Source organism: Bartonella pachyuromydis (assembly GCF_039543065.1).
GTDB classification, from domain to species: domain Bacteria; phylum Pseudomonadota; class Alphaproteobacteria; order Rhizobiales; family Rhizobiaceae; genus Bartonella; species Bartonella pachyuromydis.
On record NZ_BAABJA010000001.1, the window covers coordinates 158,309 to 183,752 of the forward strand.

The 25,444-nt window shown below is 39.0% G+C and carries 18 protein-coding genes; 5 read left to right on the plus strand and 13 right to left on the minus strand.

Annotated features, from left to right (window positions below):
* Together ffh and ABD917_RS00755 are read right to left on the minus strand one after the other, a co-directional pair.
* Entirely contained in the window at positions 1 to 1,569 is a 1,569-nt protein-coding gene (ffh, locus tag ABD917_RS00750) for a signal recognition particle protein (RefSeq protein WP_345118178.1), read from the minus strand.
* Positions 1,570 to 1,792: 223 nt separating this feature from the next.
* Positions 1,793 to 2,443, minus strand: coding sequence for a carbonic anhydrase (locus ABD917_RS00755; RefSeq protein ID WP_345118179.1), 651 nt, complete (start codon positions 2,441 to 2,443; stop codon positions 1,793 to 1,795).
* Positions 2,444 to 2,708: 265 nt separating this feature from the next.
* Between ABD917_RS00755 and ABD917_RS00760 the strand changes: the two genes are divergently transcribed.
* Positions 2,709 to 7,418, plus strand: a complete 4,710-nt coding sequence (locus ABD917_RS00760) for an NAD-glutamate dehydrogenase (protein WP_345118180.1) — start codon at positions 2,709 to 2,711, stop codon at positions 7,416 to 7,418.
* Positions 7,419 to 7,594: 176 nt separating this feature from the next.
* On the opposite strand, the gene ABD917_RS00765 is transcribed toward ABD917_RS00760, so the two are convergent.
* The 4 genes from ABD917_RS00765 to ABD917_RS00780 form a co-directional block, all read right to left on the minus strand.
* Positions 7,595 to 8,581: a DUF2125 domain-containing protein gene (locus ABD917_RS00765; protein WP_345118181.1), complete on the minus strand. Its 987-nt coding sequence runs from the start codon at positions 8,579 to 8,581 to the stop codon at positions 7,595 to 7,597.
* Between the two features lie 210 nt (positions 8,582 to 8,791).
* Positions 8,792 to 9,544, minus strand: coding sequence for a glutamine amidotransferase (locus ABD917_RS00770; RefSeq protein ID WP_345118182.1), 753 nt, complete (start codon positions 9,542 to 9,544; stop codon positions 8,792 to 8,794).
* Between the two features lie 92 nt (positions 9,545 to 9,636).
* On the minus strand, positions 9,637 to 11,199 hold the full coding sequence (locus tag ABD917_RS00775; RefSeq protein WP_345118183.1) for a heme biosynthesis protein HemY: 1,563 nt from the start codon (positions 11,197 to 11,199) through the stop codon (positions 9,637 to 9,639).
* Between the two features lie 11 nt (positions 11,200 to 11,210).
* On the minus strand, positions 11,211 to 12,398 hold the full coding sequence (locus tag ABD917_RS00780) for a COG4223 family protein (RefSeq protein ID WP_345118184.1): 1,188 nt from the start codon (positions 12,396 to 12,398) through the stop codon (positions 11,211 to 11,213).
* A 382-nt stretch (positions 12,399 to 12,780) separates the two neighbouring features.
* Between ABD917_RS00780 and tsaD the strand changes: the two genes are divergently transcribed.
* The 3 genes from tsaD to ABD917_RS00795 all read left to right on the plus strand — a co-directional run bounded on the left by tsaD (position 12,781) and on the right by ABD917_RS00795 (position 15,992).
* Positions 12,781 to 13,875 (plus strand): tRNA (adenosine(37)-N6)-threonylcarbamoyltransferase complex transferase subunit TsaD, encoded by a 1,095-nt coding sequence (gene tsaD, locus ABD917_RS00785; RefSeq protein WP_345118185.1) that lies wholly within the window; start codon positions 12,781 to 12,783, stop codon positions 13,873 to 13,875.
* Positions 13,876 to 14,342: 467 nt separating this feature from the next.
* A complete protein-coding gene (locus ABD917_RS00790; RefSeq protein WP_345118186.1) occupies positions 14,343 to 14,777 on the plus strand; it encodes an EVE domain-containing protein in 435 nt (144 codons plus the stop codon).
* Between the two features lie 531 nt (positions 14,778 to 15,308).
* The gene (locus ABD917_RS00795; RefSeq protein ID WP_345118187.1) at positions 15,309 to 15,992 is read left to right on the plus strand and encodes a response regulator transcription factor; all 684 of its coding nucleotides are present in this window, start codon (positions 15,309 to 15,311) and stop codon (positions 15,990 to 15,992) included.
* Positions 15,993 to 16,390: 398 nt separating this feature from the next.
* Here ABD917_RS00795 and ABD917_RS00800 read toward each other — a convergent pair whose 3' ends face one another.
* The 5 genes from ABD917_RS00800 to argH all read right to left on the minus strand — a co-directional run bounded on the left by ABD917_RS00800 (position 16,391) and on the right by argH (position 23,182).
* Entirely contained in the window at positions 16,391 to 17,155 is a 765-nt protein-coding gene (locus ABD917_RS00800; protein ID WP_345118188.1) for a methyltransferase domain-containing protein, read from the minus strand.
* Between the two features lie 259 nt (positions 17,156 to 17,414).
* A complete protein-coding gene (locus ABD917_RS00805) occupies positions 17,415 to 19,850 on the minus strand; it encodes a TIGR02302 family protein (RefSeq protein ID WP_345118189.1) in 2,436 nt (811 codons plus the stop codon).
* Positions 19,851 to 20,240: 390 nt separating this feature from the next.
* The gene (lysA, locus tag ABD917_RS00810; protein ID WP_345118190.1) at positions 20,241 to 21,515 is read right to left on the minus strand and encodes a diaminopimelate decarboxylase; all 1,275 of its coding nucleotides are present in this window, start codon (positions 21,513 to 21,515) and stop codon (positions 20,241 to 20,243) included.
* 9 nt (positions 21,516 to 21,524) lie between these two features.
* Positions 21,525 to 21,704 (minus strand): LPS translocon maturation chaperone LptM, encoded by a 180-nt coding sequence (gene lptM, locus ABD917_RS00815; RefSeq protein ID WP_345118191.1) that lies wholly within the window; start codon positions 21,702 to 21,704, stop codon positions 21,525 to 21,527.
* Positions 21,705 to 21,781: 77 nt separating this feature from the next.
* Entirely contained in the window at positions 21,782 to 23,182 is a 1,401-nt protein-coding gene (argH, locus tag ABD917_RS00820; protein ID WP_345118192.1) for an argininosuccinate lyase, read from the minus strand.
* Positions 23,183 to 23,215: 33 nt separating this feature from the next.
* Here argH and ABD917_RS00825 point away from each other — a divergent pair, with 33 nt between their 5' ends.
* Positions 23,216 to 23,899, plus strand: coding sequence for a TlpA disulfide reductase family protein (locus tag ABD917_RS00825; protein ID WP_345118193.1), 684 nt, complete (start codon positions 23,216 to 23,218; stop codon positions 23,897 to 23,899).
* Between the two features lies 1 nt (position 23,900).
* Here the strand turns inward: ABD917_RS00825 and ABD917_RS00830 are convergent, their stop codons facing one another.
* Both ABD917_RS00830 and ABD917_RS00835 read right to left on the minus strand, forming a co-directional pair.
* The gene (locus tag ABD917_RS00830; RefSeq protein ID WP_345118194.1) at positions 23,901 to 24,413 is read right to left on the minus strand and encodes a YaiI/YqxD family protein; all 513 of its coding nucleotides are present in this window, start codon (positions 24,411 to 24,413) and stop codon (positions 23,901 to 23,903) included.
* A complete protein-coding gene (locus tag ABD917_RS00835; RefSeq protein WP_345118195.1) occupies positions 24,410 to 25,264 on the minus strand; it encodes a YihY/virulence factor BrkB family protein in 855 nt (284 codons plus the stop codon). The genes ABD917_RS00830 and ABD917_RS00835 overlap by 4 nt, the downstream gene beginning before the upstream one ends.
* Between the last annotated feature and the right edge of the window lie 180 nt (positions 25,265 to 25,444).

The following is a 25,444-nucleotide window of genomic DNA, read 5'->3' on the forward strand; positions in this document are numbered from 1 at the left end:
TTACTTTTTCTTGGGATGCTGAGGAAATTTTCCCCTCTCGGCAATGCCATTAGAAAGACTAGGAAATGTAAGCCCATGCCCTGGAAGACCAGGCAAGACCTTTCCTCCATTACCACTTTCAATCTGTTTTTGCAGTGTTGAAAGTTGCTTTGTATCAAATTCTGATAAATCAGGTAGAGTTGCGGAATCGCTACTCAAAGCTCCCATTCCACCAAGCCCCATCTTAGAACCAAGCCCGCTCAACATTTTTCCCATCAAACCGCCTTTATCTTTACCCCCTATAGCTTTGACCATATCAGCCATTTGACGATGCATTTTCAAAAGCTTATTAATATCAGCAGCGCTTGTTCCAGAACCTTTAGCAATTCGTTGTTTACGACTATGTTTTAACAGCTCCGGATTAGCGCGCTCTAAGGGGGTCATTGATGAAATAATAGCCAATTGACGATTAAACAAACGGTCATCAAGTCCCGCAGCAGCAATCTGATCTTTGACCTTACCCAAACCGGGCAACATTCCCATAATGCCTCCCATTCCCCCAAGCTTTTTCATTTTCTGCAATTGTTCTGCCAAATCATTAAGGTCAAATTTTCCAGCTTGCATTTTTTTTGCAAAAGCGGCTGCTTTTTCATGATCCATTGTCTCCGCAGCTTTTTCAACCAAAGAAACAATATCGCCCATTCCAAGAATACGATCGGCAATACGGCGAGGATGAAACTCTTCTAAAGCATCTATTTTTTCGCCAATTCCAATTGCTTTAATCGGCTTACCTGTCACAGCACGCATAGAAAGTGCTGCACCACCACGGCCATCACTATCCATACGTGTTAAGATAATTCCTGTAATTCCCACCCGCTCATCAAAAGATCGCGCAAGATGAACAGCATCTTGACCGGTTAAACTATCTGCCACCAGCATAATTTCATGGGGAAGAGAACAAGCTTTAATTTCAGCTAATTCAAGCATCAAAGCTTCATCAATATGATTACGACCAGCTGTATCAAGAATCAGCACATCATAACCGCCCAATTTGGCTGCTTGTACCGCACGCGTTGTAATATCGACGGGAGACTGTCCTGCAATAATAGGCAAACTTGGCAAATTCGCCTGTTCTCCCAATTGGCGGAGTTGTTCCTGTGCGGCAGGACGGCGTGTATCTAACGACGCTATAAGAACTTTTTTATTATTTTTGTCGGTTAAACGTTTTGCAAGCTTTGCTGTTGTTGTCGTTTTTCCGGAACCTTGCAAACCAATCATCATAATCACAACAGGTGCCGGTGCATTTAAGTCACTGAGAACGCCTTCATTTCCAAGGACATTCACCAATTCGTCATGAACAATTTTAACAACCATCTGTCCAGGTTTAATTGATTTAACAATTGCAGCCCCAACAGCTTTTTCACGAACCCGATCGGTAAAAGAACGCGCAACATCAAGTGCTACATCGGCTTCCAATAAAGCGCGCCGAATTTCGCGCAAAGCCGCCGCAACATCCTGATCAGACAAAGCACCACGCCCTGTCAAATGAGACAGTATGGAGCCAAGCCGTTCCTGTAAGGATTCAAACATTCTCTACCTCATTGCTGCATAACAAACCAACCAAAGCGGCATCCGAGAACGCATCGCGCCGTCGAATGTTGACCTCTGAGATCTCTTTATACCCTCATATTGGGGTCTCAGTCGGTGGCTCCAAGCTAATTCTGTCACTGAAAGCTTATTCTTTCAAACAATAAAACCTTAGCTTTGTCAAGATTTATCATACAATAGTTTTAAAAGACAGCAAAGCTTACACCTAATCTTTCTGAACTTCGACACGCACAAAACAACCTGTTTCCTGTTCTACACTCCATAATTCACCACTTGAAATATCAAACCAAACTCCATGCAATGTCAAAAGTCCCCGATCTTTGCGTACCTTTATCCAAGGAAAAGTCTCTAAATTTTTCAAGGAATGGTATATAGATAACTGTTCTAATGCGATCTGTTTTTCTGAGGGAGTCAGTGATTTATTATCCAGAACTGTTTGTGCTGCTGTTGCTAAAAGGCTTATCCATTGACCAATAAAATCATTTGACGATAAAGATTTACACTTTCCTTTAAGAGCAGTGCACACTCCCCCGCAATGGGCATGACCAAAAACAACGATATGCTTTACCTCAAGCAATTGCACAGCATATTCAATCGCTGCTGATGTTGCATGATACTGATTATCCGGAGAAAATGGAGGAACCAAATTTGCTACATTGCGCAATGTGAAAATTTCGCCTGGCTTAGCATCAAAAATCGTTTCTGGTATTGCCCGCGAATCACAACAAGCAATAACCAAAACTTCAGGTTTCTGTCCTTCAGTTGCTAATTGCTGATAACGCGCTGTTTTTTGTGAAAAATGATTCTTTATAAAGGATTGATAACCATTTAAAAGTCTCTCAGGCAAACACGTCATTCTCTCTTTACTTTCATTCATTTTGTATATTTTTAAGAACAAACTCTTAAGACGCAATAACATACAAAAATACTAAAAAAGCCGTTTTATCAACGCAAGATATTTTTAAATAACAGATTATTAATTAAAGTGACAAAACAAGTTTATTCTCTCCAATAAATAACTATTCCCTGCAACAAGAAGATGCTACACTAAAAAGAGTAGTATACAAGTCTGTTCTTATAAAAAAATAAAGGACACTGAGAGCAAAAAAGGGAAATTCACTGTGTTAAAACAACAAGCATCAGAGACAAAAAGTAATCAAAACAAAATAGAACAAATCCTTTTTGCTCATACCGATAAAGAAGATATTATTTGTTACCAAAACGAAGAACTCCAAAAAGCCACTGCCACCGCCATTGAGGCTTTTAATCTCCATAAGCCCAGAAAAAGCACTATCTGCTTTGAACAAAATCTAACCCGCGACAATAAACCTATCACGGTTATTACGCTTGTCAACGATAATAAACCTTTCCTTCTTGATTCTATTTTAAATGTCTTTAATCAACATAAAAACCACATTTACTTGATTGCACACCCTGTCCTTGATTGTGCCTCTGGGCAACGCATCAGCTTGATGCAAATCCACATTGAGTCTTTAAATGAACAACACATACAAAAACTTAGAGATGAACTAACCTTAGTTCTTGAACAAGTTAATGCAGCTGTGCAAGATTGGCAACCTATGCTTGAAGAAGTAAGAAAGCATATTCATGCCTATCAAACAAGTCTTCCATCACACCACAAACAAGAAGGTGAAAAAGCCATTGAATTTCTCAATTGGTTGATGGACGATAATTTTATTTTTCTTGGCATGCGCACTTATAACTTTATCAAAGACCAAGAACCCACAAAATCCTTCACAGCCAGAGGTGTTGAACTGGGTATTCTCACCGATGCTTCTATTCGTATTATTGGCGATGCACGTGTAGAAGAGCCTCCTCAAGAAATTCTCTCCTTTATGGAAAGTGACAATCTTTTTATTGTCACAAAAGCCAATAGTCGCTCAAAGATTCATCGTTTTGTTTGGCTTGATTATATTGGTCTTAAACTCTTTGATAAAGACCATAAATTGTGTGGAGAATTGCGCATTGTGGGGTTGTTTACCTCGTCTGCTTATACACGCTCTGTTTTGCAAATCCCCTTCTTAAAAGAAAAAGCCAAAACGATTATTCAACGCCTTGGACATAATCGTACGGACTATTCTGGGAAAGCACTTATCAGTGTTTTAGAAACCTATCCAAGAGATGAAATGTTTCGCTCCAACATTGATACACTGACAGAAAATGCCAAACTTATCATGCAACTAGATGAGCGGCCACGTTTGCGAGTGCTTGCCCACACTGATCCTTTTGGACGCTTTGTCTCCATACTTGTCTATGTACCGCGTGACCAATATAGCAGCAATATTCGTGAAAAAATTGGCGAATATTTTGTTGAGCTCTACAAAGGTGATTTTTTTGAATCCTATCCGTTGTTTTTGGAAAGCACACTTACGCGTGTCTATTATGTCATCCACCGCAAAGTCCGTGAAAGTGCTCCTCTTATTGAACGGACAGCCCTTGAACAACATGTGCGTTCTATCGCACACAGCTGGGAAGAATCTGTTCAAACGATAGCCCTTACCCGCCAAACAACAGAACAACAAACGCGTTTAGCCTGCCAATTTCCCAATAGCTATCGTGATCTCTTTTCTGCTGAAGACGCCATTAAAGATGCCGGACATATTTTAAGTCTTCGCGATAAAAAACCGCTTTTTGTTACTTTTTATCATACAAACAGCAAAGAAGAACGAAATATTTCTCTCCGGCTCTTTCACCGCCACAAAGCTCTAGCTCTTTCCAAGCGCGTACCACTTCTTGAAAATATGGGTTTTCGAGTTATCGCTGAACAAACCCTTGAGCTACCAGATGGCAATGGACATTCTGTGTATCTTCATGATATGCAACTAGAAAGTGCTTTCCAACTTCGTATTGATTTCAACAAAAACGGTCAAAAGCACGCCGAAACATTTGAAGCCATTTGGGCGCAAGATTCTGATAATGATGCCTTTAATGCCTTAACCCAAACAGCTGAGCTTGATTGGCACGAAATTGTTATTTTACGCCATTATGGACGCTACCTCCAACAAGCTGGCATTCCTTATTCACAAGACCGTGTTGCGCAAACTTTAAACGCCTATCCTGATATTACCAAAGATCTTTATGCACTCTTCCATTTGAAATTTCATCAAAGCCATACAGAAAAGGAAAGAAGAGAGAAACAACAGATTATCCAAAGGCGTATTGAAGAAAAATTACAGAACGTATCGGGTTTAGATGATGATCTTATTTTACGCCGTTATCGTAATCTTATTGATGCGAGTTTACGAACCAATGCCTTTACGCCTCTTGCCAATGGAAATCCGCGGCGTATTTTAGCCACCAAGTTAGATCCACGCCAAATTGAAGGATTGCCTGAACCACGTCCTTATCGAGAAATTTTTGTTTATGGGCCAGAAGTTGAAGGTGTTCATTTACGCTTTGGTCCTATTGCTCGAGGTGGAATTCGTTGGTCAGACCGTGCACTCGATTACCGCACTGAAGTGCTTAGCTTAGTTAAAGCCCAACAGGTTAAAAATGCCGTTATTGTTCCCGTTGGTGCCAAGGGAGGCTTTTACCCTCACCGTCTTCCCCAAACTAATGATCGTGCTCTCATCATTGAAGCCGCACGACAAGCTTATATTGACTTTATCACGGCTTTGCTTTCCATCACCGACAATCTGGTAAACGATAAAATAGCTCCTCCTCATGACATCATCTGCCATGATGGACATGACCCTTATTTTGTTGTTGCAGCAGACAAAGGTACAGCAACCTTTTCTGATACAGCAAACGCACTCAGCGAAGAAAACCACTTCTGGCTCGATGATGCTTTTGCCTCTGGAGGTTCAGCAGGCTACGACCACAAAGAAATTGGAATTACCGCCAAAGGTGCATGGGAAGCAGTCAAAAGACATTTTCGAGAATCCTTTAATCACGATATTCAAACGACACCTTTCACCTGTATTGGGGTTGGTGACATGTCTGGTGATGTTTTTGGCAATGGCATGCTACTTTCTAAACAAACAAGGCTTATTGCCGCTTTTGATCACCGCGATATCTTTATTGACCCAAATCCAAACATCGCTGAAAGCTATGCAGAACGTATGCGCCTCTTCCAACTTCCTCGTTCCAGTTGGCAAGACTACGACCAAACAAAATTATCAAAGGGCGGTGGCATTTTCTCTCGCACCTTGAAAACCATTACACTTTCACCTGAAGCAGCACAGGCTATTGGTTTTGAAAAACAAACAGGAACGCCTTTTGAAATCATTTCTGCGCTTCTTAAAGCACCCGTTGATCTTTTGTGGTTTGGTGGCATTGGCACTTATATCCGTGCGACGACAGAAACCGATGCACAGGTAGGAGATCGTGCCAATGATGGACTCCGCATTACCGGTGAACAAGTTCGTGCCAAAGTTATTGGGGAGGGAGCTAATCTTGGCGTTACACAACGTGGTCGCATTGAATATGTCTTAAATGGCGGGCGATGCAATACGGATGCCATTGATAACTCCGCAGGTGTTAATTGTTCAGATGTCGAAGTCAATATCAAAATTGTTCTGGCATCAGCCCTTCGTGCACAAACACTTACCCGCGAGGCACGCAATGAACTCTTGAAAAAAATGACTCCACAAGTTGAGCAATTAGTCTTGCGCAACAATTATTTGCAACCTCTTGCTCTTTCTTTAGCTGAAAACCAAAGTATTATGGATTTACCTCATCAAATCCGCTTTATGCATGATTTAGAACAAAAAAAGCTTCTTGATCGTAGAGTAGAAATCCTCCCTGATGAACAAGTTTTACGGCAAAGAATAACACAAAGTCAGGGACTTATCCGTCCAGAACTTGCTGTTCTTTTGGCATATGCTAAATTAACCCTAAAAGAAGAAATCGCTCACAGCCCCATTATTGATGATCGTTATTTTGATGCAATTTTGTTGCACTATTTCCCAACTCAAATTCAGGAAAACTTTGCAAAAGAAATTATTAACCATCAATTACGTCGTAATATTATTGCAACACTACTTGCCAATGATATTGTAAATCGTGGAGGACCTACTTTTGTAAGTCGACTACAAGATGCAACAGAACAAAAGGTTGAAAATATTATTCGCGTTTTCATCACATTGTGCGATGGTTTTGAAATACCGCAATTATCTGATCAAATTGATAAGCTTGATAATAAAATACCTGGTGTTGTCCAAAATAAATTCTACGCAGCCATTACTTCAATGCTCTTTGAGACAACAAATTGGGGGTTGCGGAATATGGATCTCTCGACTCCATTAGAAGAACTGGTAAAAATAATAAAGCAAGCGCGTATTGTTATTGAAAACCTGCTTACACATGCCAATAATAAAGATATCAATCAAAAAATTAAAGAAAAGGTGATACATTATCATGAAGAAGGAGCACCAAAAGCTTTAGCAAAACAATTGGCTCTTTTGGAAGCTGCTCCAATCATTTGTGACATTTCTTTGATAGCAAAACAAAGCAATAGTGACCTTATAAAAACCGCAGAGGTCTATTTCTCACTTGCGCAGATTATTCGTATTAACCGTATTAATGAAGCAAGTCGAACAATTCCTGTACTTGATTATTATGATAGTATGGCCTTAAACCAAGCTAAAGAAAATATTGCCGAAAGCTTACGGAAAATTGTTATGAAAATTCTGAAAAATTATGGAACAAAAAATAATCCTTTTGCCACTTGGAGTCAAATAGAACAAGATCACATTCACAATGTAACAAACCGTATTAGTACCCTTATTGAAAATGATCTCAACATTTCTCGTTTTACTTTCGCGGCAGGGTTGATTGCACAACTTAAAAATACAGGCTTTCAAACTTAAAGGTAATGCAAAATTGACAAGCATGAAAAAATTCATTCTGTCCACCCATGACTAACCTACAAAGGAATAATAGGAGTTTTGTCTGCATTTTTAGACATAGCACCTAAAATAAAAAATCGCACTTTGATCTCCAAAGCAGGGGTTGACTGCACAACTTTGCAGCACCGCTTTCGAACTTAAAGTGGTGCAAGACGGCCAAGTTTTAAAAAACCTAATTTTGCCCATCCATGACTAATCCGCAAAGGAATAGTGGGATGGCCATCTGCATTTTTAGGCATCGCATCCAAAACAAAAAACAAAGCTTGTAGATTATTTGCTTGCTCAGGAAACAATCGCTGCATAGTAGTAAGAAGCTCCATATGCTTCACCAAGATAAGATCAAATTTTGCTGTTAAATACCCTTCATCATCAAAAGAGAAAGGCCCACTGATGCGTAATATACCACCTGTATGAAAAATCAATTCACCACGTTTTAAAAGTCCACTTTTCCCATACAGGCGCTGTTTCCAACTGCCTCCTCCATTTTCAAACAAATAAGGTATATCATTGAAAATCCATTTTAAATCGCCATCAATTTTGGGAACATCCACAAAATAAGAAGCAAAAAACATGGAAGGATCAAAATCATCAAAAGTAAGATGCCCCAATAAATGATTTTTCTCGTGTTTCAAATCAAGTCGCAAAAATTCTGCCGTTATTTTTTGAGGTACATCCACTTGATCTAACGAAGGTACAATCATACCCTGAGCATCTTTTAAAGATTTTTGATTTTCAAGATTTTTTTGTATTGTTTCTTTATTTTCTATCTGTGATTCTAATTTTTCTGGAAATTTCTGATCCACAAAAGAGATAGCAAGGGTGGAAATCTCAAGCCCTTCAGCTATCAGTTTAAATGTCTTGTTCGCTTTCCAATAAGGTTCTGTTTCAATGACCAAATTGCGCCACTTTGACACGATAAGCGTTTTTTCAGCCAAAATGAGTGATGCAGGAGAACGAACGTTAAACTCTATCCAATGAGGTGCATAAATGGGTGCCCCAATCGTCAAATTCCCCGTTGATAAAGAAAGCTTATGTAAAGGCCAAGTAAACTGAAATTGATCACAAGCAACACCGATACGCAACGGATAACCATTTTTGCTGAGACGCTCGCACACAACCGTCATATTACGAGCAGATGCTCTTTGGAAAAGATCAGCAACATGGTCTTCTATTTTACGTGAAAAAAAAACCAGAATGAACTATAAACGAGTATCAAAACAAAACAACATAGCCCACAAAACAAATAGCTTAAAGAAGAATTTTTCCGTATTGATTTCAATGGAGAGAACATAGACAAAATGATAACTTCCTTATCTCATGATGACAAAAACTTCTTAGCTCTCATGCATATGTGACGGATGTACAAAGATTGTTTGCAATGCATTCTCAAACCATTTGCTCAAAGCTTGGTCATAAATTAACCGACCCTGCAAATGTGCAGAAGCGGGTTGAGCCCCTTTTTCGGTTAATTTATGTGCTGAACGCACGACCAAACGCCGCATCATCGCACGTGTAAATTCAGCATGAAATTGTAGGCCCCATGCATTTTTTCCATAACGGAAAGCTTGCGTAGGATAGGTACTTCCTGTTGCCAAAAGCTCTACGTCTTTAGGTAAATCATAAATACCTTCATCATGAAAATGATAAACCATTTCTGGCCAATTCATCACGGCTTTTCCCTGTGAAGTTGCTTCCAATGGATACCAGCCCACTTCAACGATCCCATCACTTCTTGTACGAACAGATCCACCCACATTTCGCGCTAACATTTGTGCTCCAAGACAAATACCCAAAAAAGGTTTATCCTCTTTTAGCGATAAAGAAATCCAATCAATTTCCTCACCAATATAAGCATCCCTGTCATTCACACTCATTGGTCCCCCTAAAATGACAACACCAGCATAATGCTTCAATGTATCGGGGAGCTTCTGCCCCAAAATAGGGCGATAAATATCAAGAACAAAACCACTTTGCTGCAAAAACTTTCCCAAACGCCCCGTATATGTAGATCGACGATGAATAACGACTGCGATCCTTGGTTTACTCTTTCCTTCCTTCTTACCAACGCACCTTTGACCTAAAAACATTTTTTAACCAATTACTTCTGTAAACCAAGTGAAGTTTCATTTCTTAAACACAAGAGAATAATTTAAGCGAACAATACTCACAATAACTCCACTTAAAACAAATGAAATTTCTTTCTTGATAAAGAGGTCCCCTCTTCTTCTGTTTTAACCCCTGGATCATCAACATTTAAATGGGTTTGGTTGAACACTTTAACATCCTGCTCTTTTAGAGCTTGTTTCTCTACCTGTACATTATTCAATATAGAATTCTCTAAAGAAGATAATTCTTCAAGCACTTTTTGTTCAACACCAGCACTTTCTCCCACAATATCTTCTTTATCTTGTTTTTTAGGCATAATATTGACAGCCTCTAATGTAAGGGGTGGCATACGGGGCGGTGCTTTCCATTCAAAACAGCCCAAACGCCCAGTTATAGGAGAAACCACTGACCAAGAGGCGAAAATGGTACCATCACACATCCACACCGGATCACGCTCAGCACGAAGTGCTAAGGAAAGCCATTGACGTACTGCTCCTTGATTATTTCCCTGTGCTTCTTCAATATCTGCCAACAATAAATAAACACTTTCCCGCTGATGATATTGGAGCGCTTTTTGTGCTTGTTGTCTTGCCAACACTGTTTCACCAGCATCCAAAGCAGCTTTAGCAATAAGAAAAGCTGCTTCAAATGTATCTTTATGATAAGAAGCAAGTGTCTTAGCCTTTTTTAATCTCCCAACGGCTCCCTCTTCTCTTTCAAGATAAAGCGTACTCAAATCAGGATGGGGCTCTTTTTGCCAAGCTGTAATAATCATTTTATCAGCTTTACGCGTTTCATTAAGCTTATAAAGAATATCAGCAGCAATCACGGTTATGGGAACAAAATCAGGCTCCAATTTATGTGCTTTCAAAATAGCTGTACGTGCTTGTACTGGATGTGTATCAAACAGATGAAGCGCCAGCCCACAAAGTAACAAAGCCTGTATATGTTGACGTTCGGTAGTTAAACGAATTGAGCGCGGTAAAGCTTTTTGCGCGCGTTCAAAAACAGCAAGTGCTTTATCCCATTGCCCACTCGTGCTAAGCTGATCAAGCACAGTTTGATGCGCCCATAAAAGTGCTGGTGATAAAGCCAGCGCTTCTTGAGCATATTGCTGTGCTGCTTCATAAGCTTTATTTTTTATAGCTTCACGAAACAACCCATAAAGCCCTGCCAGTTTTGTTGGTGTTTCTTTACTCATTTCCTCATACAGGGGAATAGCAGAAGCAGAATTATTTTGCAAAGATAAGGTTTGCGCTTGTAAGAGTTTTACCAACGGCTCATCTTTGCCTGCAAGATATTTGTTAACACGTACTTCCATTTGTTGCGCCAACACACTATCGCCTGAAAAAACTGCCAGAATTCCTTGTGAAAGAGCTTCATAACCGCGCTTTTTATGACGTTTATAAAAGTAATGAGAAAGAGCATGAGGTACAGCAAAAAGGACAGAAAAAAACCACCATAAAAGCGCTAAAATTCCCAAAAACAAAATAAGCACACTTAATACTGTAAGTAATGAAGCAGAGAAGCGAAAATGCAAAAATGTGAGGACGACAACACCACTGTGATTAGCAGCCCACCCAAACAGGAGACCGAGCGCACATACAACAAAACTATAAACAAAAACACGTATCATATGGAGCCTATTCACATCTTTGTTGCCTCAAAAGATTCTTGTTGCACAGATATCAACAACTTCTGAAGCAACTGATGAACAGCAATATGTGTTTCAAGCTGATGCACAAAATCCCGCGAAACATCTTTAGCATTTTGAGGCAATGTTTGCCATTCGCTCAAAGCCTTTTCGTAATCACTCCTTTGAATGGCAACTTCCATTCGCGCCGCAATTGCTCCCACTGTCATACCTTCAACATTTCCAACCGGACGCAAAACAATAAGACCCTTTATCCATGCTACAATCCGTTCAAAAAAACCGGCATCTGATGCAACACTCTTTTGTGTAGCAACGATGCTATCTGCAATACGAGCAAAATCACTTGAAAGTTGAGCCGAACTTGGAAGACCTACAGCCGCTGTCTTTTGCAACAAATCCAGCCCATCAATCGAAGGCGCTAATTGTTGTAGTAGCTTTAATTCATCATTATAAGACCCACCACGCTCAATGGCATTTTTCAAAGAACTGATGGCGGTAAAGAGCGCAGTATTGATTTCTTTTTTCTCACTTTTTGTAGCAGCAATCTCTTCCTGCATAATTTCTAACCGTTGCTTTAAGGTAGCAAGAGCACTTGCATTGCTTTGTCCAACGGACAAAGCCGCTTCTGTTTCTTTTGAAACCTCCACAAAAGCTTGCACAAATTTTTCCAAATCATTTACTTTTTGCTCTAAAGCAATAAACGCTTTTTTGTTTTCTTCTTGTAAAGCTCCATCACTTTGAATTGTTTTTATATGTTGTGATGAAAAAGCAGCAAATTCTGCTTTCAATGTATCCATTTCTTGGAGCACATGCTCTAATTGCTTGCGTGTTTCCTGACCTTGACTTTTTGCGCTTTCAGCAATTTGTAAAACTTTTTCTCCCCCAGCATTTTTTCCCACTAAAGAAGAAGACAGCACACCTGTCCATTGAAGCCCGATTAAAACAGCCAACGCAATGATACCACCCAAGATTCCTGAAATAAGTAGATAAAGCCATGTCTTATAAGACATACATTGCTTCTGCTCACTTTTTTCACTTTGTACGTCTATGGCATCCAATTCTGCTAGATTTTGTGTTCTTTGTTCTGAATTATGATCCACAGTCTCATGTTCAATCACTGGCTTTTTACGGCGTGTACCAGTATAATGTGATTTAGCTTTTGGTTTTGAAGAATCTACCATTTTAGTCACTTTTTGTGCACACTCTTCTCTCATGATAAAATAACAAAATGAAAAAAGCTTTAAAAAATCAAGAATTTTCCAAAGAGCATCATTTATTTTAAAACATTTTTATAAAGAGTATCACTTCACCGAAATTTTCAACACTGTATTTTTATGAAAAACAGTTAAAATGATAGAGTTTAATGAACAATATTTTTGAACATATCATCATTTTATACTGAAAAAATAGCTTCATTTTAATTAATAAAGCCATTACATTTAAAGAGAGTACCTTTAAACACATTTTTAGAGAGAAAATAATTTTACGAGAAGTTCTTTGCATCTTTTTCTGTCCATGGTACCCACAAAAGAAAAGAATCTTTAACAGAAGGTTTTGTTTAAAATGCGCCTGTTAGGAATAGAAACAAGTTGTGATGAAACTGCTGCCGCTGTTGTTGAATACAACAATGAAGGAAACGGTAGAATTCTTTCCAATATTGTTTGGAGTCAAATTGATCATCATGCACCCTATGGCGGTGTTGTTCCTGAAATTGCCGCCCGTGCCCATGTTGAAATTCTCGATAGTTTAATTCTAAAAGCACTCACACAGGCAAACACAAAATTGACAGATATTGATGCCATTGCCGCCACTAGTGGTCCAGGTCTCATAGGAGGACTATTGGTAGGTGTTATGAGTGCAAAAGCACTCTCTCTTGCCACGGGAAAGCCTTTTATTGCCGTCAATCATTTAGAAGGTCATGCCTTAACAGCTATGCTAACGCATAATGTTCAGTTTCCTTATTTATTGCTATTAGTTTCAGGTGGTCATACACAAACAATTCTTGTTCACGGGGTAGGCAACTATCAGCGTTTAGGAACCACCATTGATGATGCCTTGGGAGAAGCTTTTGATAAAACAGCAAAACTCTTAGGCCTTCCTTATCCTGGTGGCCCAGCACTTGAAAAAGCTGCTTTATTGGGGGACAAAAACCGTATCCCTCTTCCACGACCTTTAAAAGGTGAAAAACGACTAGATTTCTCTTTTTCAGGTCTTAAAACCGCTGTTCGCCAAGCAGCAACAGCCATGGCTCCTCTTACAGAAAGCGACGTTGCTGATATTGCCGCAAGCTTTCAAGCAGCAGTTACCGATACAGTGCATGACCGCGTTCATTTGGCTCTACAACACTTTATCCAGCAATATCCTCTCTCTCATAATCAAGGGCAGCGTCCTCCTGCTTTAGTTGTTGCAGGTGGTGTTGCCGCAAACCAAGCCATTCGATTAACATTGCAAGAACTTGCACATCAGCATGGTTTTGAATTTATCGCTCCTCCTCTTTCCTTATGTACCGATAACGCTGCAATGATTGCTTTTGCTGGTGCACAAAAGTTTGCCAGAGGAGAAACAAGCCCCCTTGATCTTGCTCCTCGCTCACGCTGGCCATTAGATGAAAAATCTGCTCCCTTAATCGGGATGGGACGCCGTGGAACAAAAGCCTAACAAAAGAAGTGTTTATGCTCTCCAAAAACGCAATATCAATATCATTGCATACTTCATCTCAATCATGAGCATTGTTATCTTGAGGCTTTTAAAACACAATTTTTCTACACAACTTTTTTGAAGTAACCCAATCATAGACTAGCCCTTTGAGATCAAGATCATAAAGAACTAAAACTGTCATGTTTAGTGGCTTATTTTAGACTTACTCTCTGCTTCAAACGCATATCTTTTCTCCTAAAAATAAGCAAAAGACAGAACATTTTTACACATTCTATAAAATGAAGTAAAAAATATAAACCCATAATGATATGATAATTTTATTCTCCCTAAAAACTGAGAAACAAATTGATAATCTGCATTCTTTACTTCATTTTAAATGAAAGATCGTACTTGGTCGTGCTATACTTAAGTGCATATAAAAGTTGTGTAATGTCTAAAATATTCATAATCCATGAAAAGGAGAACGCATGGCTTATTGGCTTTTTAAATCTGAACCTCATAAATGGTCATGGGACATGCAAAAGCAAAAAGGTGCTGATGGTGAGCAATGGGATGGTGTACGCAATTATCAAGCCCGTAACAATATGCGCACCATGAAATATGGCGATAAAGGCTTTTTTTATCATTCCAATAAAGGGCTAGAAATTGTAGGTATTGTAGAAATATGTGCAGAAGCACACCCTGATTCGACTACCTCTGATCCACGCTGGGAATGTGTAGATATCCGTGCAGTTTGTGATATGCCAGCCCCTGTTTCATTAAAACAGATTAAAGCAAACCCTAAACTGAAAAATATGGTACTAGTCAATGCTAGTCGCTTATCAGTACAACCTGTAACAGAAGATGAATGGAAAGAAATTTGTTTGATGGGCAAACTTAAAAAAGAAATATTTTCTTCTTAACATAATGATCTTTACCAACTTATTAATATGCGGAAAAAAATGTTCCCCATCATGGCGAGTAAGCGCAATATATCCCTCTGTAGATGCATAATGTTTTTGTGATAAATACATTTCCCAGCACTTTTACCATAAGGAAGATGTATTAAATGTTTATAATCGGCATCAGTATTCGCATCACACCAACCATCTCGCTTACAAAGAGAGCAAAAATAAAATAGAGCGTAGCAAAGAACAATAAGATTTGCCACAAAATCCACTCAAATAGCGCATATGTGATAAAGGATATTGCACCCATCTCCTTCATGCATAAAAGCAGAAATACCATCCCATCTTAGAACATAGAAAAATGATTTTTACCAACGCATAAAATATCTCGCGCACAATAATCTGCTTGTCAGCAAACGACCAAAGAGGTAATAAAAGTTGGTTTTTAAGAAGCTTTCTTTTTCAATTTTCCTTGCATGAAATCTCATTTTTCATGAAACTACTCTCCATCAATTGGTGCATAAACATATCTTATAAGGAACAAAAATGAATCACTATACCCTCTTAATTGTTGAAGAAGATAATGATCTGCGCCCTATTTTGGTAGAACAATTGCAAATGCATAAGGAATTTGAAGTATTACAAGCAAAAACAGCTGAAGAAGGAATAACGATAAGCCAAAAAAGAAATATTGATCTAGCCATTTTTGGATTTGAACTGTCTGATCTTAATGGCCATGAAGCCGTTAAAAAATTACGTATCCAAGGATTTCGCGCCCCCATTATTATGATTACAAATCATGATACAGACTGCGATGCCCTGCTAGATCTTGAAACAGGCGCTAATGATTATGTAAAGAAACCTTTTCACTTTGCAGTGTTACTGGCACGAATCCGTGCCCAATTGCGCCAATATCAACAAAGTGACGATACAACTTATCGCATTGGTCCTTATATTTTTAAACTTGGACAAAAACTTCTTATTGATCAACACAACAACGAAATTCGTCTTACAGAAAAAGAAGCCGCTATTCTTAAATACCTCTATTCTACCAATGAGCAAATCGTAAGCCGTGAAACACTGTTAGAAAAAATTTGGGGCTATAATGAACACATTGTTACCCATACCTTAGAGACCCATATCTACCGTTTGCGCCAAAAAATCGAAAAAGACCCTTCTAACGCGCAAATTCTTATTACCGATCAAAACGGCTATCGTTTAAACTTTTAACAGTTTTTTTGGCATTAACTACTTCAAACATGATTTTGATACTCTCAATTTTTCTCTGTAATAGAATATATTTGAAATTTAACGATAACATCTTAGTTTGAAGGGTAATTCACCATTTTTAGCTTGAATGAGTTCAAATAGCATAAGCTCTCTCACTGTAAATTTGTTTTACGATGAATCTCATAAAAGTCATTTGCTTACGCATCATAAACAGAATTGGCGCAGAGATAAAAAACGTTTGAAAACAGACTTAATATCCATTCATAAACCGTTTCAATTTCAATGCAAAAGCAATCGCAACATAGAAAATTAAAAAAGAGCATGATAATGCTCATTTGTACCTTGCATCAATAAAAGAGAATATGCTCAATGAATTGTGCGGATTTTTCCTATACCTTTCATGGAAGCCTTTGTGTGATAGAACTGGAAATAAGATGGGAAGAGCTCTCATAGGCTTGGGGCGATAATGCAGGAATAAAAACACGCCGCGACTGACGACGCTGTACAAACAAACCTTGATAAACACGTTTTTGCGCTTGACACATTAAAAGTCCGCCAAAATAAGGCAAAAGATAACGCGCAAATGGTTCATAAAAAAATGAGAATAACCGAGAGACATAGCCTGAAGAAGGCGTGTAATGTACAATTTCTTGCATTGATTGAGAAACAAAATTTGTCTTTTCAAACAAACGAGCAATTTGTTGTCGACTATAAGGCTCACCATAACCAAAAGGTGTCGAAGTATTGCGTGCCCAAAAGCCAGAACGATTAGGGACAATAACAATCAAACTACCATTGGGCGCCAAGATACGCCATATTTCATTAAGTGTTTCAAAAGAATTTTCTGTATATTCCAATGCATGTACCAATAAAACGCAATCAACCGAAGCATCAGACAGCGGCAAATCTTCTTCAAAAACAAGTGCTGTTGCAACTTTCTCAGCACAAGGCCAAGGTGCAGCACCCTGAGCAGCTGGCATAAAAGCAAAACATTGTTGTGCACGTGTGCACAACGCAGAGAGGTAAGGAAGTGCATATCCCAAACCCATCACCCGTTTATCATAAAGATCAGGCCACCATAAATTTAATTGGTCACACAATGTCGCCTGCACGCGCATCCCCAGTGCCGAAGCATAAAAATCTCTCAGTGTGATTATATCCAACTCAACATACCGTGTAAAAAAAAACTTTAAACATTACAGGCTTTCCTATACTCCATTATATGGATTTCTGCCTTTGCTCCACAATGTCAAAAGCTTTGAATATTGCATATTTAAAACCCAAATAACAAAACAATGCACAGAATATTTGCATAACCATTTCAGATAAGTGCTTTCATCATGCCCTCTATCTTTAACCCTCGTCTCCTACAAAGGTTTTTAATACGCCTTTTTTACATCGATTAAAAGAAAAACAAGGTAATTAATTAAAATGGAGCAGTCTTTCAAGATAGTTTTTTTCTGCTTCTAAAATATGCTCCTTACCCAAACGTTTGCGAATTTCGTCTAAGATCTGTCGTGCCCGTATTTGGTCACTCTCTTGTGGTATAGTTATACTTTGTTGCCCTTCTTGATCTGTTTTTGAAGAAAGTGGACGTCCTAATGGATCTTCGGCACTAGAAGCAGCGTTTTTTTTATCTCCAGGCTCTTTAAGCATTTCACGCATTTTTTTTACAATATTTTGTGCACCCTGCCGCAAATCTTCTAAAGCATCTGCCTGATTTTGCATAGATCTTTGATTGTTTCCCTGATCAAGAGCATCTCCAGCAGAATTCATTTTCTCTTTCGCCTTTTTGAATGCATCAAATGATTCAAATCCTTGCCCAGAAAGTTCTTTTTCTAACATTGACAATTCAGATTGCAATTCGGCCTGCCGTTTTTTTAAAGATTGCCTTTGCTCTTCCGGTATACTTTCCCCACTTTGTTGTTTTTTTTCTAATTGGTGCGTTTCATTGAGAATTTCTTGCTGACGCCGCATTAAATCTCCAAGCTGATCCATTTTTTCTTTCATCCCTGCAGATTTGTTCTGTCGCTTCTCACCACTTTGATTGCCCTTTTGAACTTGCAAATGATCAAGCGTCTGTTCCACTTCAGTCAACAATTGTTCGGCTGCTAAAGAGGAGCCTGTTTTTGCCATTTCTTCAATGAGATTCAGCTTTTTTTCTAATGAGTCCTCTGAAAGATTGGAACGACGAAGATTGTTATTGTTAAGACGACTCATATCTTGCGCACGTTCCGCCAAAGCGTGAATATAGGCATCCATAGCTTGACGTAAATCTGCCATAAGCCGTTCAATTTCTGCTGCTGGAGCACCATAACGAAGTGCATCACGCAAAGCAGCCTGTGCTTGTTTTAAATTTTTCTGGACAGATTCGAGCTGATTTCCTTCAATACCCAAAGCAATTTGCCATAAATAATCGACGATACCGCGCAAATCATCCTCTGTCTCTGCCATAGAAAGCCTTGTCCATGCACTCTGTAGAACAAGAAAATGTGTGAAATTTTGCAGCCCTTCTTCTGGACGCACCATCAAAGCAGAGAGCATATCGAGCACACGCTCCCGCATAGAAGTATCAAGAGCCAGTAAACGCCGCAATTCAACAACCGCACGCGCAACAGAATTTGAAAACACGCGCTGTGGTAGTGTCATCACAAAAGTTTTACTCCGGCCTTGTTGCCCCGCACCATCTTCTGCCAGCAAAGTAATTTTGACTTCCGCACCAGCCCATGGATGTGCTGATACATCTTGTACCGTCCGCATTTTGCCTTTTCCACCACGTGGCAAAAGCAGTTTTATTTCAAGCGTCTTATAAAGAGAACGAGTGCTTTTGTACTGATTTACAAAAGGCTCTATTTCAACAAAAGCCTTTGTCACTCCATAATCATCATCAAGCTCATATTGCAATTCTAACGAACCAGTCAAAATCCGTCCTGGCTTTTCTATCCAACGAATTGTTGGGAACTGATCTTTAATCACCTGCAAATACCACTTCTGTTGCTTATGACGTGACGAAACCAATAAATCTACTGAATGTTCTAGGTGTGCTTCAAAATGAACGATTGACTCATTCAAAGCCACTGTTTCATTTTTCTTTGTAAACAAAACTTCTTGCCCATCTTTTTTGGAGATTGCTTTTACTGTAATGCCAGCCCCATTAAAAACACGGACAACAAGGTCACTTCCTTGCGGAATTATCACCTGTGTTTTCTCATCTTTTATTAAATAAAGAGGCGCAACACCGGTATAAGCAGGTGGTGTTATCCAAGTATCAATCCGCATAGATGTTTCATCAATAATAGGACGAAAATCAAATGCATCTGCCAAACGTCCCCCTAGCGAGCCAAAAGAAAAACTAAAAGCACACACACAAAGCAAGATACAAATAGTTCTCAGAGCCAAAGGATCATAAGCCGCACTATTAAGATGAATAAACCCTGTTTTTAAATTGTATAATTGTCGCGCCATACGACGTTGATGTTCACGCCAAACAATTGCATAAAAACCGCCATCATTCTCAGCACATAAATGATCTGTTTGAACGCTTAAGGGTTGATTTTTAAGACCGTTTACTTGTTCAAGACGCTGATTAACTTCCTTCCTTGTAGGAAAGCGAAAACTTTTAAGGAAAAATAAACTTCCCACAGCCCCAAAAGACATAAGCCCAAGTAAAAGCACATGGGGCCAATAACTGAGAATGCTAAAAATACTGAACCAACTAAGCGAACAAAAAAGACTAAGGACGAGGAAAAACGGCAATAACCGCCCCCACATCCGCTCAAATAAGAGGAGCAACCACATAAAAATGCGCACACACAAAAGCTTCATGATTGCAAAACTTTTGATGTTTTCATTTTCCATAGACAAGCATTTTTCCCCTTGTACAGCGGTGAATCGAGATCTTGATCTCCTCCTCGTCTTCAAAAACGAAGATTTTTAAATCCCTACTAACCTGTAACCAGATTGTTTTCTCTCAAGTCAGTTTTACTTTCCAATCACTTATGTGATTCACCTCATAGGTTTACCCAGCAAATCCTATCCTGAATATTCGTTCAACTTTACACTTAGGTGATGCAAAAGAAAACCACAATCGATAGAAAGATAATATGGTATTTTGCAAATACATGAATATACCTTCTCTCACGGAATTGAAGGAAAATATTTTATGGAATTGACAATAAATCCCATAAAAAACAACTCTAAAGAATGAATTATTTCATCAAAATTGAGTAAAAATAAGACCAAGAACATTTAACAACGTTCAATCCAATCTGGAATATGATCACATCCTATCAATTGTGCATAATCAAGCCGTGGACGAATTACAGCATAACGTGTATCTTGGACAAGAATTTCCGGTATCAAAAGCCGACTATTATAGGTGCTCGCCATCACAGCACCATAAGCACCTGCTCCGGTAATCGCCAAAAGATCACCTGATGCCAAAATTGGTACATGACGATTTAATGCTAAATAATCTCCAGTTTCACAAACCGAACCAACAATATCTGCCCGAATGAGTAATGCATCTTCAGCTGTTTGTTTCACAGGTAGGACATTTTGCCAAGCATCATAAAGCGTTGGACGCATAAAATCATTCATTGCCGCATCAACAATAACAAAATTCCGCCCTTCGCCTTTTTTCAAATAAATAACAGATGTCACCAACACACCCGCTTCACCAACAATGCTACGCCCCGGTTCCACGATAATCTTGATTCCTAAAGGTGCAATATATTTCTTCACCAATGTTGCATAATCAAAAGGAGAGGGTATTGCATGCTGTTCATTACCGTATGATATACCAAGCCCGCCGCCAATATCGATATGTGTTATCGTATAGCCATCACTCCATAATTGGCGCACAAAATCTGTAATAATAAGAAACGCTTCCTCAAAAGGTTTTAAATCACAGATCTGGCTACCAATATGCATATCGACACCGCAAATCTGCAATCCAGGAAGAGAGGCAGCTTTTTTATAAGCATCTCTTGCAAACAACAATGGAATACCGAATTTATTCTCAGACTTTCCTGTGGTAATTTTCTTATGAGTCTTTGCATCAACATCTGGATTAATACGCAGAGAAACACGTGCTGTCTTTGCAAGCGCTATAGCGCGTTGCGACAATTGTTCGAGTTCTGGCTCTGATTCAACATTAAAACAATAAATATCTTGGGCAAGAGCAAAATCTATCTCTCTGACTGTTTTCCCAACACCAGAATAAACAATATGATGAGCAGGAATACCAACAGCAAGCGCACGCCGTAATTCTCCTTCTGAAACCACATCAGCGCCCGCACCATTTGCTGCTAACAGCCGTAAAATGGCTTGATTAGAGTTGGCTTTAACCGCATAAGCGATCAGACTGGGTATCTCTTGAAATGCCTTTTGATAATCCTGAAAGCGTGTAAGCAATGCGTTAGCCGAATAACAATAGAACGGTGTTCCCACATCCCGCGCAAGAGTAGAAAGCGGAAGACCTTCAGCATGGAGCATTGCTTGATGATAGGGGAAAAACTGCACAATTTCCTCCTACTTTATCAAAGGATCAAGAATAAAAGGTTTATCTTCTTCACCTTTAGCAACAGATACTCCTTGCTCAGGCTTCTCCACATTGAGAGGCGGCATCTCCAATGATCCCTTACGCCCACATCCAACAACAACAATACCCCCCAAAAGGACAATTGTTAAATTCCTTAAAATGATTTTCATATGCCCTTTGCTCTCCTATCGATATTCCTTTTTATTTTGTTAGGTTGGTTATTTTGTTGGATTGTAAATTCAATCTTTCATGCTGTAACAAGATATTTTTTCCAATAATTAATTTGATAAAGTACTTCTGAAGGTGCCGTACCACCGAAGCTTTTACGACTTTTCACTGATTTTTCAACTGTTAAAACATCAAAAACTGTTGCATTAATTTCTGCACAGATTGTTTGAAGTTCACTCAATGACAAAGCATTGAGGTCACATTGTTTTTTCTCCGCTAACGCTACAGCACGACCCGTAATATGATGTGCATCACGAAAAGGGTACCCTAATTCACGTACCAACCAATCAGCAAAATCTGTTGCTGTTGCATAACCCAAATTCGCTGCTTGTTTCATTGCTTCTTTATTGACTTGTAAATCCCCTATAATTCCTGTCATTGCTGCCAGTGATAATTCGAGATTCAAAGCCCCATCAAACACATATTCTTTATCTTCTTGCATATCTTTTGAATAGGCAAGGGGTAATCCTTTCATCACCGTTAACAAGCCTATCAATGCACCATTTAGTCGTCCACTTTTGGCGCGCACAAGTTCCGCCGCATCAGGATTTCTTTTTTGCGGCATAATAGATGATCCGGTAGAAAAGGCATCCGATAAACGAATAAAATGAAATTGCTCACTTGACCACAGAATAATTTCTTCCGCTAAACGTGAAAGATGGGTTGCACAAAAAGCACCAGCACTTAAAAATTCTAAGGCAAAATCGCGGTCCGAAACACTATCAATCGAATTGCGTGTTGGTTCTCGAAAGCCTAGTGCTTTTGCTGTCATAAAACGATCAATAGGAAAGCTTGTACCAGCCAAAGCCACAGCACCTAAAGGCGATTCATTCATGCGTTCAATGGCGTCACGCATCCGTGATAAATCTCGACCAAACATTTCCACATAAGCCATCATATAATGACCAAATGTAACAGGCTGTGCCGATTGTAAATGTGTAAATCCGGGCATAACGGTATCGACATGTTGTTCTGCTCGAACAAGCAACTGCTCTATTAATCCCTTTAAAGCTTGCGCTATTTTCTCTGTCGTCTCACGCACCCACAAACGAAAATCGACAGCCACTTGATCATTGCGTGAACGCGCCGTATGCAAACGCCCCGAAATAGGACCGATCAATTCGCAGAGCCGTGCTTCAATATTCATATGAATATCTTCCAGCTTTCGTGAAAAAATAAATGTACCGCCCTCAATTTCTTGACGAATAAGTTCTAAACCATGGACAATTTTTTCATAATCTGATTGCGAAATAATCTTTGTTTGCGCTAACATAGCAGCATGTGCAAGTGAACCTTCAATATCTTGCCGATAAAGTTTTTGATCAAAATCTATAGAGGCATTAATTTCTTCCATAATTGCAGCAGGTCCTGCTATAAACCGACCACCCCACATTTGGTTCTTTAGCTTTTCATCTGTCATAGTCTAAAAACACCTCTAAAAAGGATAAAAATCATGATTCCTCAAACTGTTAGCAACAAAAAAAAGAGGTTCTTCATAGCATCTTTTTTTGTTACCATCATATTAGCTGCTGGAAGTTTATACGCCACAAAAGGTGTTTATAACAAGAGAACGTCTTCTTTTGCCAACTTTATTTCAGCAGAAGAGAGCAAAAAGATACAAGAAGAAAAAATAATAGCGCTCCAAAAAGCTGCAAAAGGCTTTTTTACCAACATGCGATTTGCTGATACGCCCTTAGATATGAAGCAACTCTCTTTCAAGGATCTTCAGGGAGAAACCCACACACTCGCACAATTTACTGGCAAACCAATACTACTCAATCTATGGGCGATTTGGTGCTCCCCCTGTCGCACAGAAATGCCTGAACTCGCAGCATTAAAACGCGAATTGGGCGGAGAAAATTTCGATGTGATAGCTATTAATACCGATAAAACAGCCTCTCCCCAAAAAATTCAACAGTTTTTACAGAATGTGGACGCTGATAATTTAGTCTACTATCGCGATGAAACGATAGATATTTTCAATAGCCTTCGAAAACAAGGGCTTGCTTTAGGATTACCCATCACACTTCTGATTGATAAAAATGGTCATCTCATTGCTTCCTATAATGGTGCCGCTCCATGGGCCAATGACGATGCCAAAGCGCTTATAAAAGCTGTCATAAGAGAAACACAATAACTCAGTAACCGCGCCTTTTTAAACGTTGTATCGCTAACTCTAACGCTGACAAAAAAGCAGAACGATCTTTGCGTCCAAAAGGACGGGGACCACCTGTTATATTACCCTGTCCGCGCAAATCTTCCATCAAATTGCGCATTGCCAAAGCTTGACCAATAGAATTGACATCAAAAATACGCCCTGTTGGCGAAAGACAAATACCCCCAGCTCGCACAATCCGTGCTGCTAAAGGGATATCATTGGTAATAACGATACTCGCCTCATGCACATGGTCAACAATCCAATCATCTGCCCCATCGAGTTCACTAGGCACAATCACTCTTTCAATAAGCGCCTCATCTGGAAGAACCAAAAAGCGATTTGCCACCACAAATGTTTTGAACTGATAACGATTCATAACACGATAAACTTGATCTTTTACAGGACAAGCATCTGCATCAATCAACAAAGTGATGGTAGGTTTGATTTGTTCATTAATCTCTTGGCTTTTTTCACACAAAAAAGGTTCTTTCATTCATTTGAATGTTGTAACTTCTTGCGATAAAACATGATTGCTGCATTTATTTCGCCTCCCAAAATAAAAATTGCACTTAATATGTAAAGAAAAATAATAGCAACCATAATAGAGGCTAACCCCGCATAGGTAGAAATATAATCAAACATTGTTAAATATTGTGCAAAAGCAATAGAAGCCATAAACCACACCGACATTGTCACCACGATTCCTGGCAAAATATCTATAAATTTCCGCCGCTCTGCTGGAAGCCATTTATGAACAATAAAAAGACTTAGAAATAAAACAACTGCTGCAATTATATAACGCCATAAACGAATGATACCAATATGTTCAGTGATAGAAAAAGAATGATTTTGCATAATTTTGATCAGTAAAGGTGCCAAAATCAACAAAAAGCTAATCACCACAAGACCAAATGCTCCAAGAATAACAAAAAACAAACTTTGAAAACGACAAAACAATAAACTGCGCCGATCAACGACGCGATAAGCTTTATTTAAAGCTGTACGCAACGCCTCTATTCCATTCGAAGCAAAATAAGCCGCCCCAATGACAGAAAGTGTTAATACATCACCTCTTTGAATGGTTGAAACACTAATAATTTCTTGAGATAAAGGCTCTGCAATAACATCTGGTAATAATTGCACCAGCGCTTTAATTTTTTGTGGCGTATATGTAAAAGTGCCAAGAAAACTGGCAAGAGATGTTCCAAAAATAAAAAAAGGGAAAAACGCTAAAAGCCCCGACAGCGCGACATGACTAGCAAAAGCACTTCCATTATCACGCCAATAATGGCTTACTGCATCAATAAGAATACGATAGCCATACCCAAAGATATTCCTTAACAAATCTCAATACTTTCTGGTAATATTCTTTTTTGGTCTCTACAAGTTTTATTAAAATCATAAAAATCTAAAAATAAATATCTCTTAATATAAAGGGCGATAATCAATACGGTCAAGTCTCACTTATGTACCAAAAGGGAAAACAACAAATCAAAAAATTTTTATACATTAAAAGCCCAAAAT

Bases quoted from the DNA above. Each gene is read 5' to 3' on its own strand.
- ABD917_RS00780 (WP_345118184.1), bottom strand. From the start codon at position 12,398: ATGGTAGATTCTTCAAAACCAAAAGCTAAATCACATTATACTGGTACA.
- argH (WP_345118192.1), bottom strand. From the start codon at position 23,182: ATGACAGATGAAAAGCTAAAGAACCAAATGTGGGGTGGTCGGTTTATA.
- ffh (WP_345118178.1), bottom strand. From the start codon at position 1,569: ATGTTTGAATCCTTACAGGAACGGCTTGGCTCCATACTGTCTCATTTG.
- ABD917_RS00830 (WP_345118194.1), bottom strand. From the start codon at position 24,413: ATGAAAGAACCTTTTTTGTGTGAAAAAAGCCAAGAGATTAATGAACAA.
- ABD917_RS00825 (WP_345118193.1), top strand. From the start codon at position 23,216: ATGATTCCTCAAACTGTTAGCAACAAAAAAAAGAGGTTCTTCATAGCA.
- ABD917_RS00775 (WP_345118183.1), bottom strand. From the start codon at position 11,199: ATGATACGTGTTTTTGTTTATAGTTTTGTTGTATGTGCGCTCGGTCTC.
- ABD917_RS00795 (WP_345118187.1), top strand. From the start codon at position 15,309: ATGAATCACTATACCCTCTTAATTGTTGAAGAAGATAATGATCTGCGC.
- ABD917_RS00790 (WP_345118186.1), top strand. From the start codon at position 14,343: ATGGCTTATTGGCTTTTTAAATCTGAACCTCATAAATGGTCATGGGAC.
- ABD917_RS00755 (WP_345118179.1), bottom strand. From the start codon at position 2,443: ATGACGTGTTTGCCTGAGAGACTTTTAAATGGTTATCAATCCTTTATA.
- ABD917_RS00770 (WP_345118182.1), bottom strand. From the start codon at position 9,544: ATGTTTTTAGGTCAAAGGTGCGTTGGTAAGAAGGAAGGAAAGAGTAAA.
- ABD917_RS00765 (WP_345118181.1), bottom strand. From the start codon at position 8,581: ATGACGGTTGTGTGCGAGCGTCTCAGCAAAAATGGTTATCCGTTGCGT.
- ABD917_RS00805 (WP_345118189.1), bottom strand. From the start codon at position 19,850: ATGGAAAATGAAAACATCAAAAGTTTTGCAATCATGAAGCTTTTGTGT.
- lptM (WP_345118191.1), bottom strand. From the start codon at position 21,704: ATGAAAATCATTTTAAGGAATTTAACAATTGTCCTTTTGGGGGGTATT.
- tsaD (WP_345118185.1), top strand. From the start codon at position 12,781: ATGCGCCTGTTAGGAATAGAAACAAGTTGTGATGAAACTGCTGCCGCT.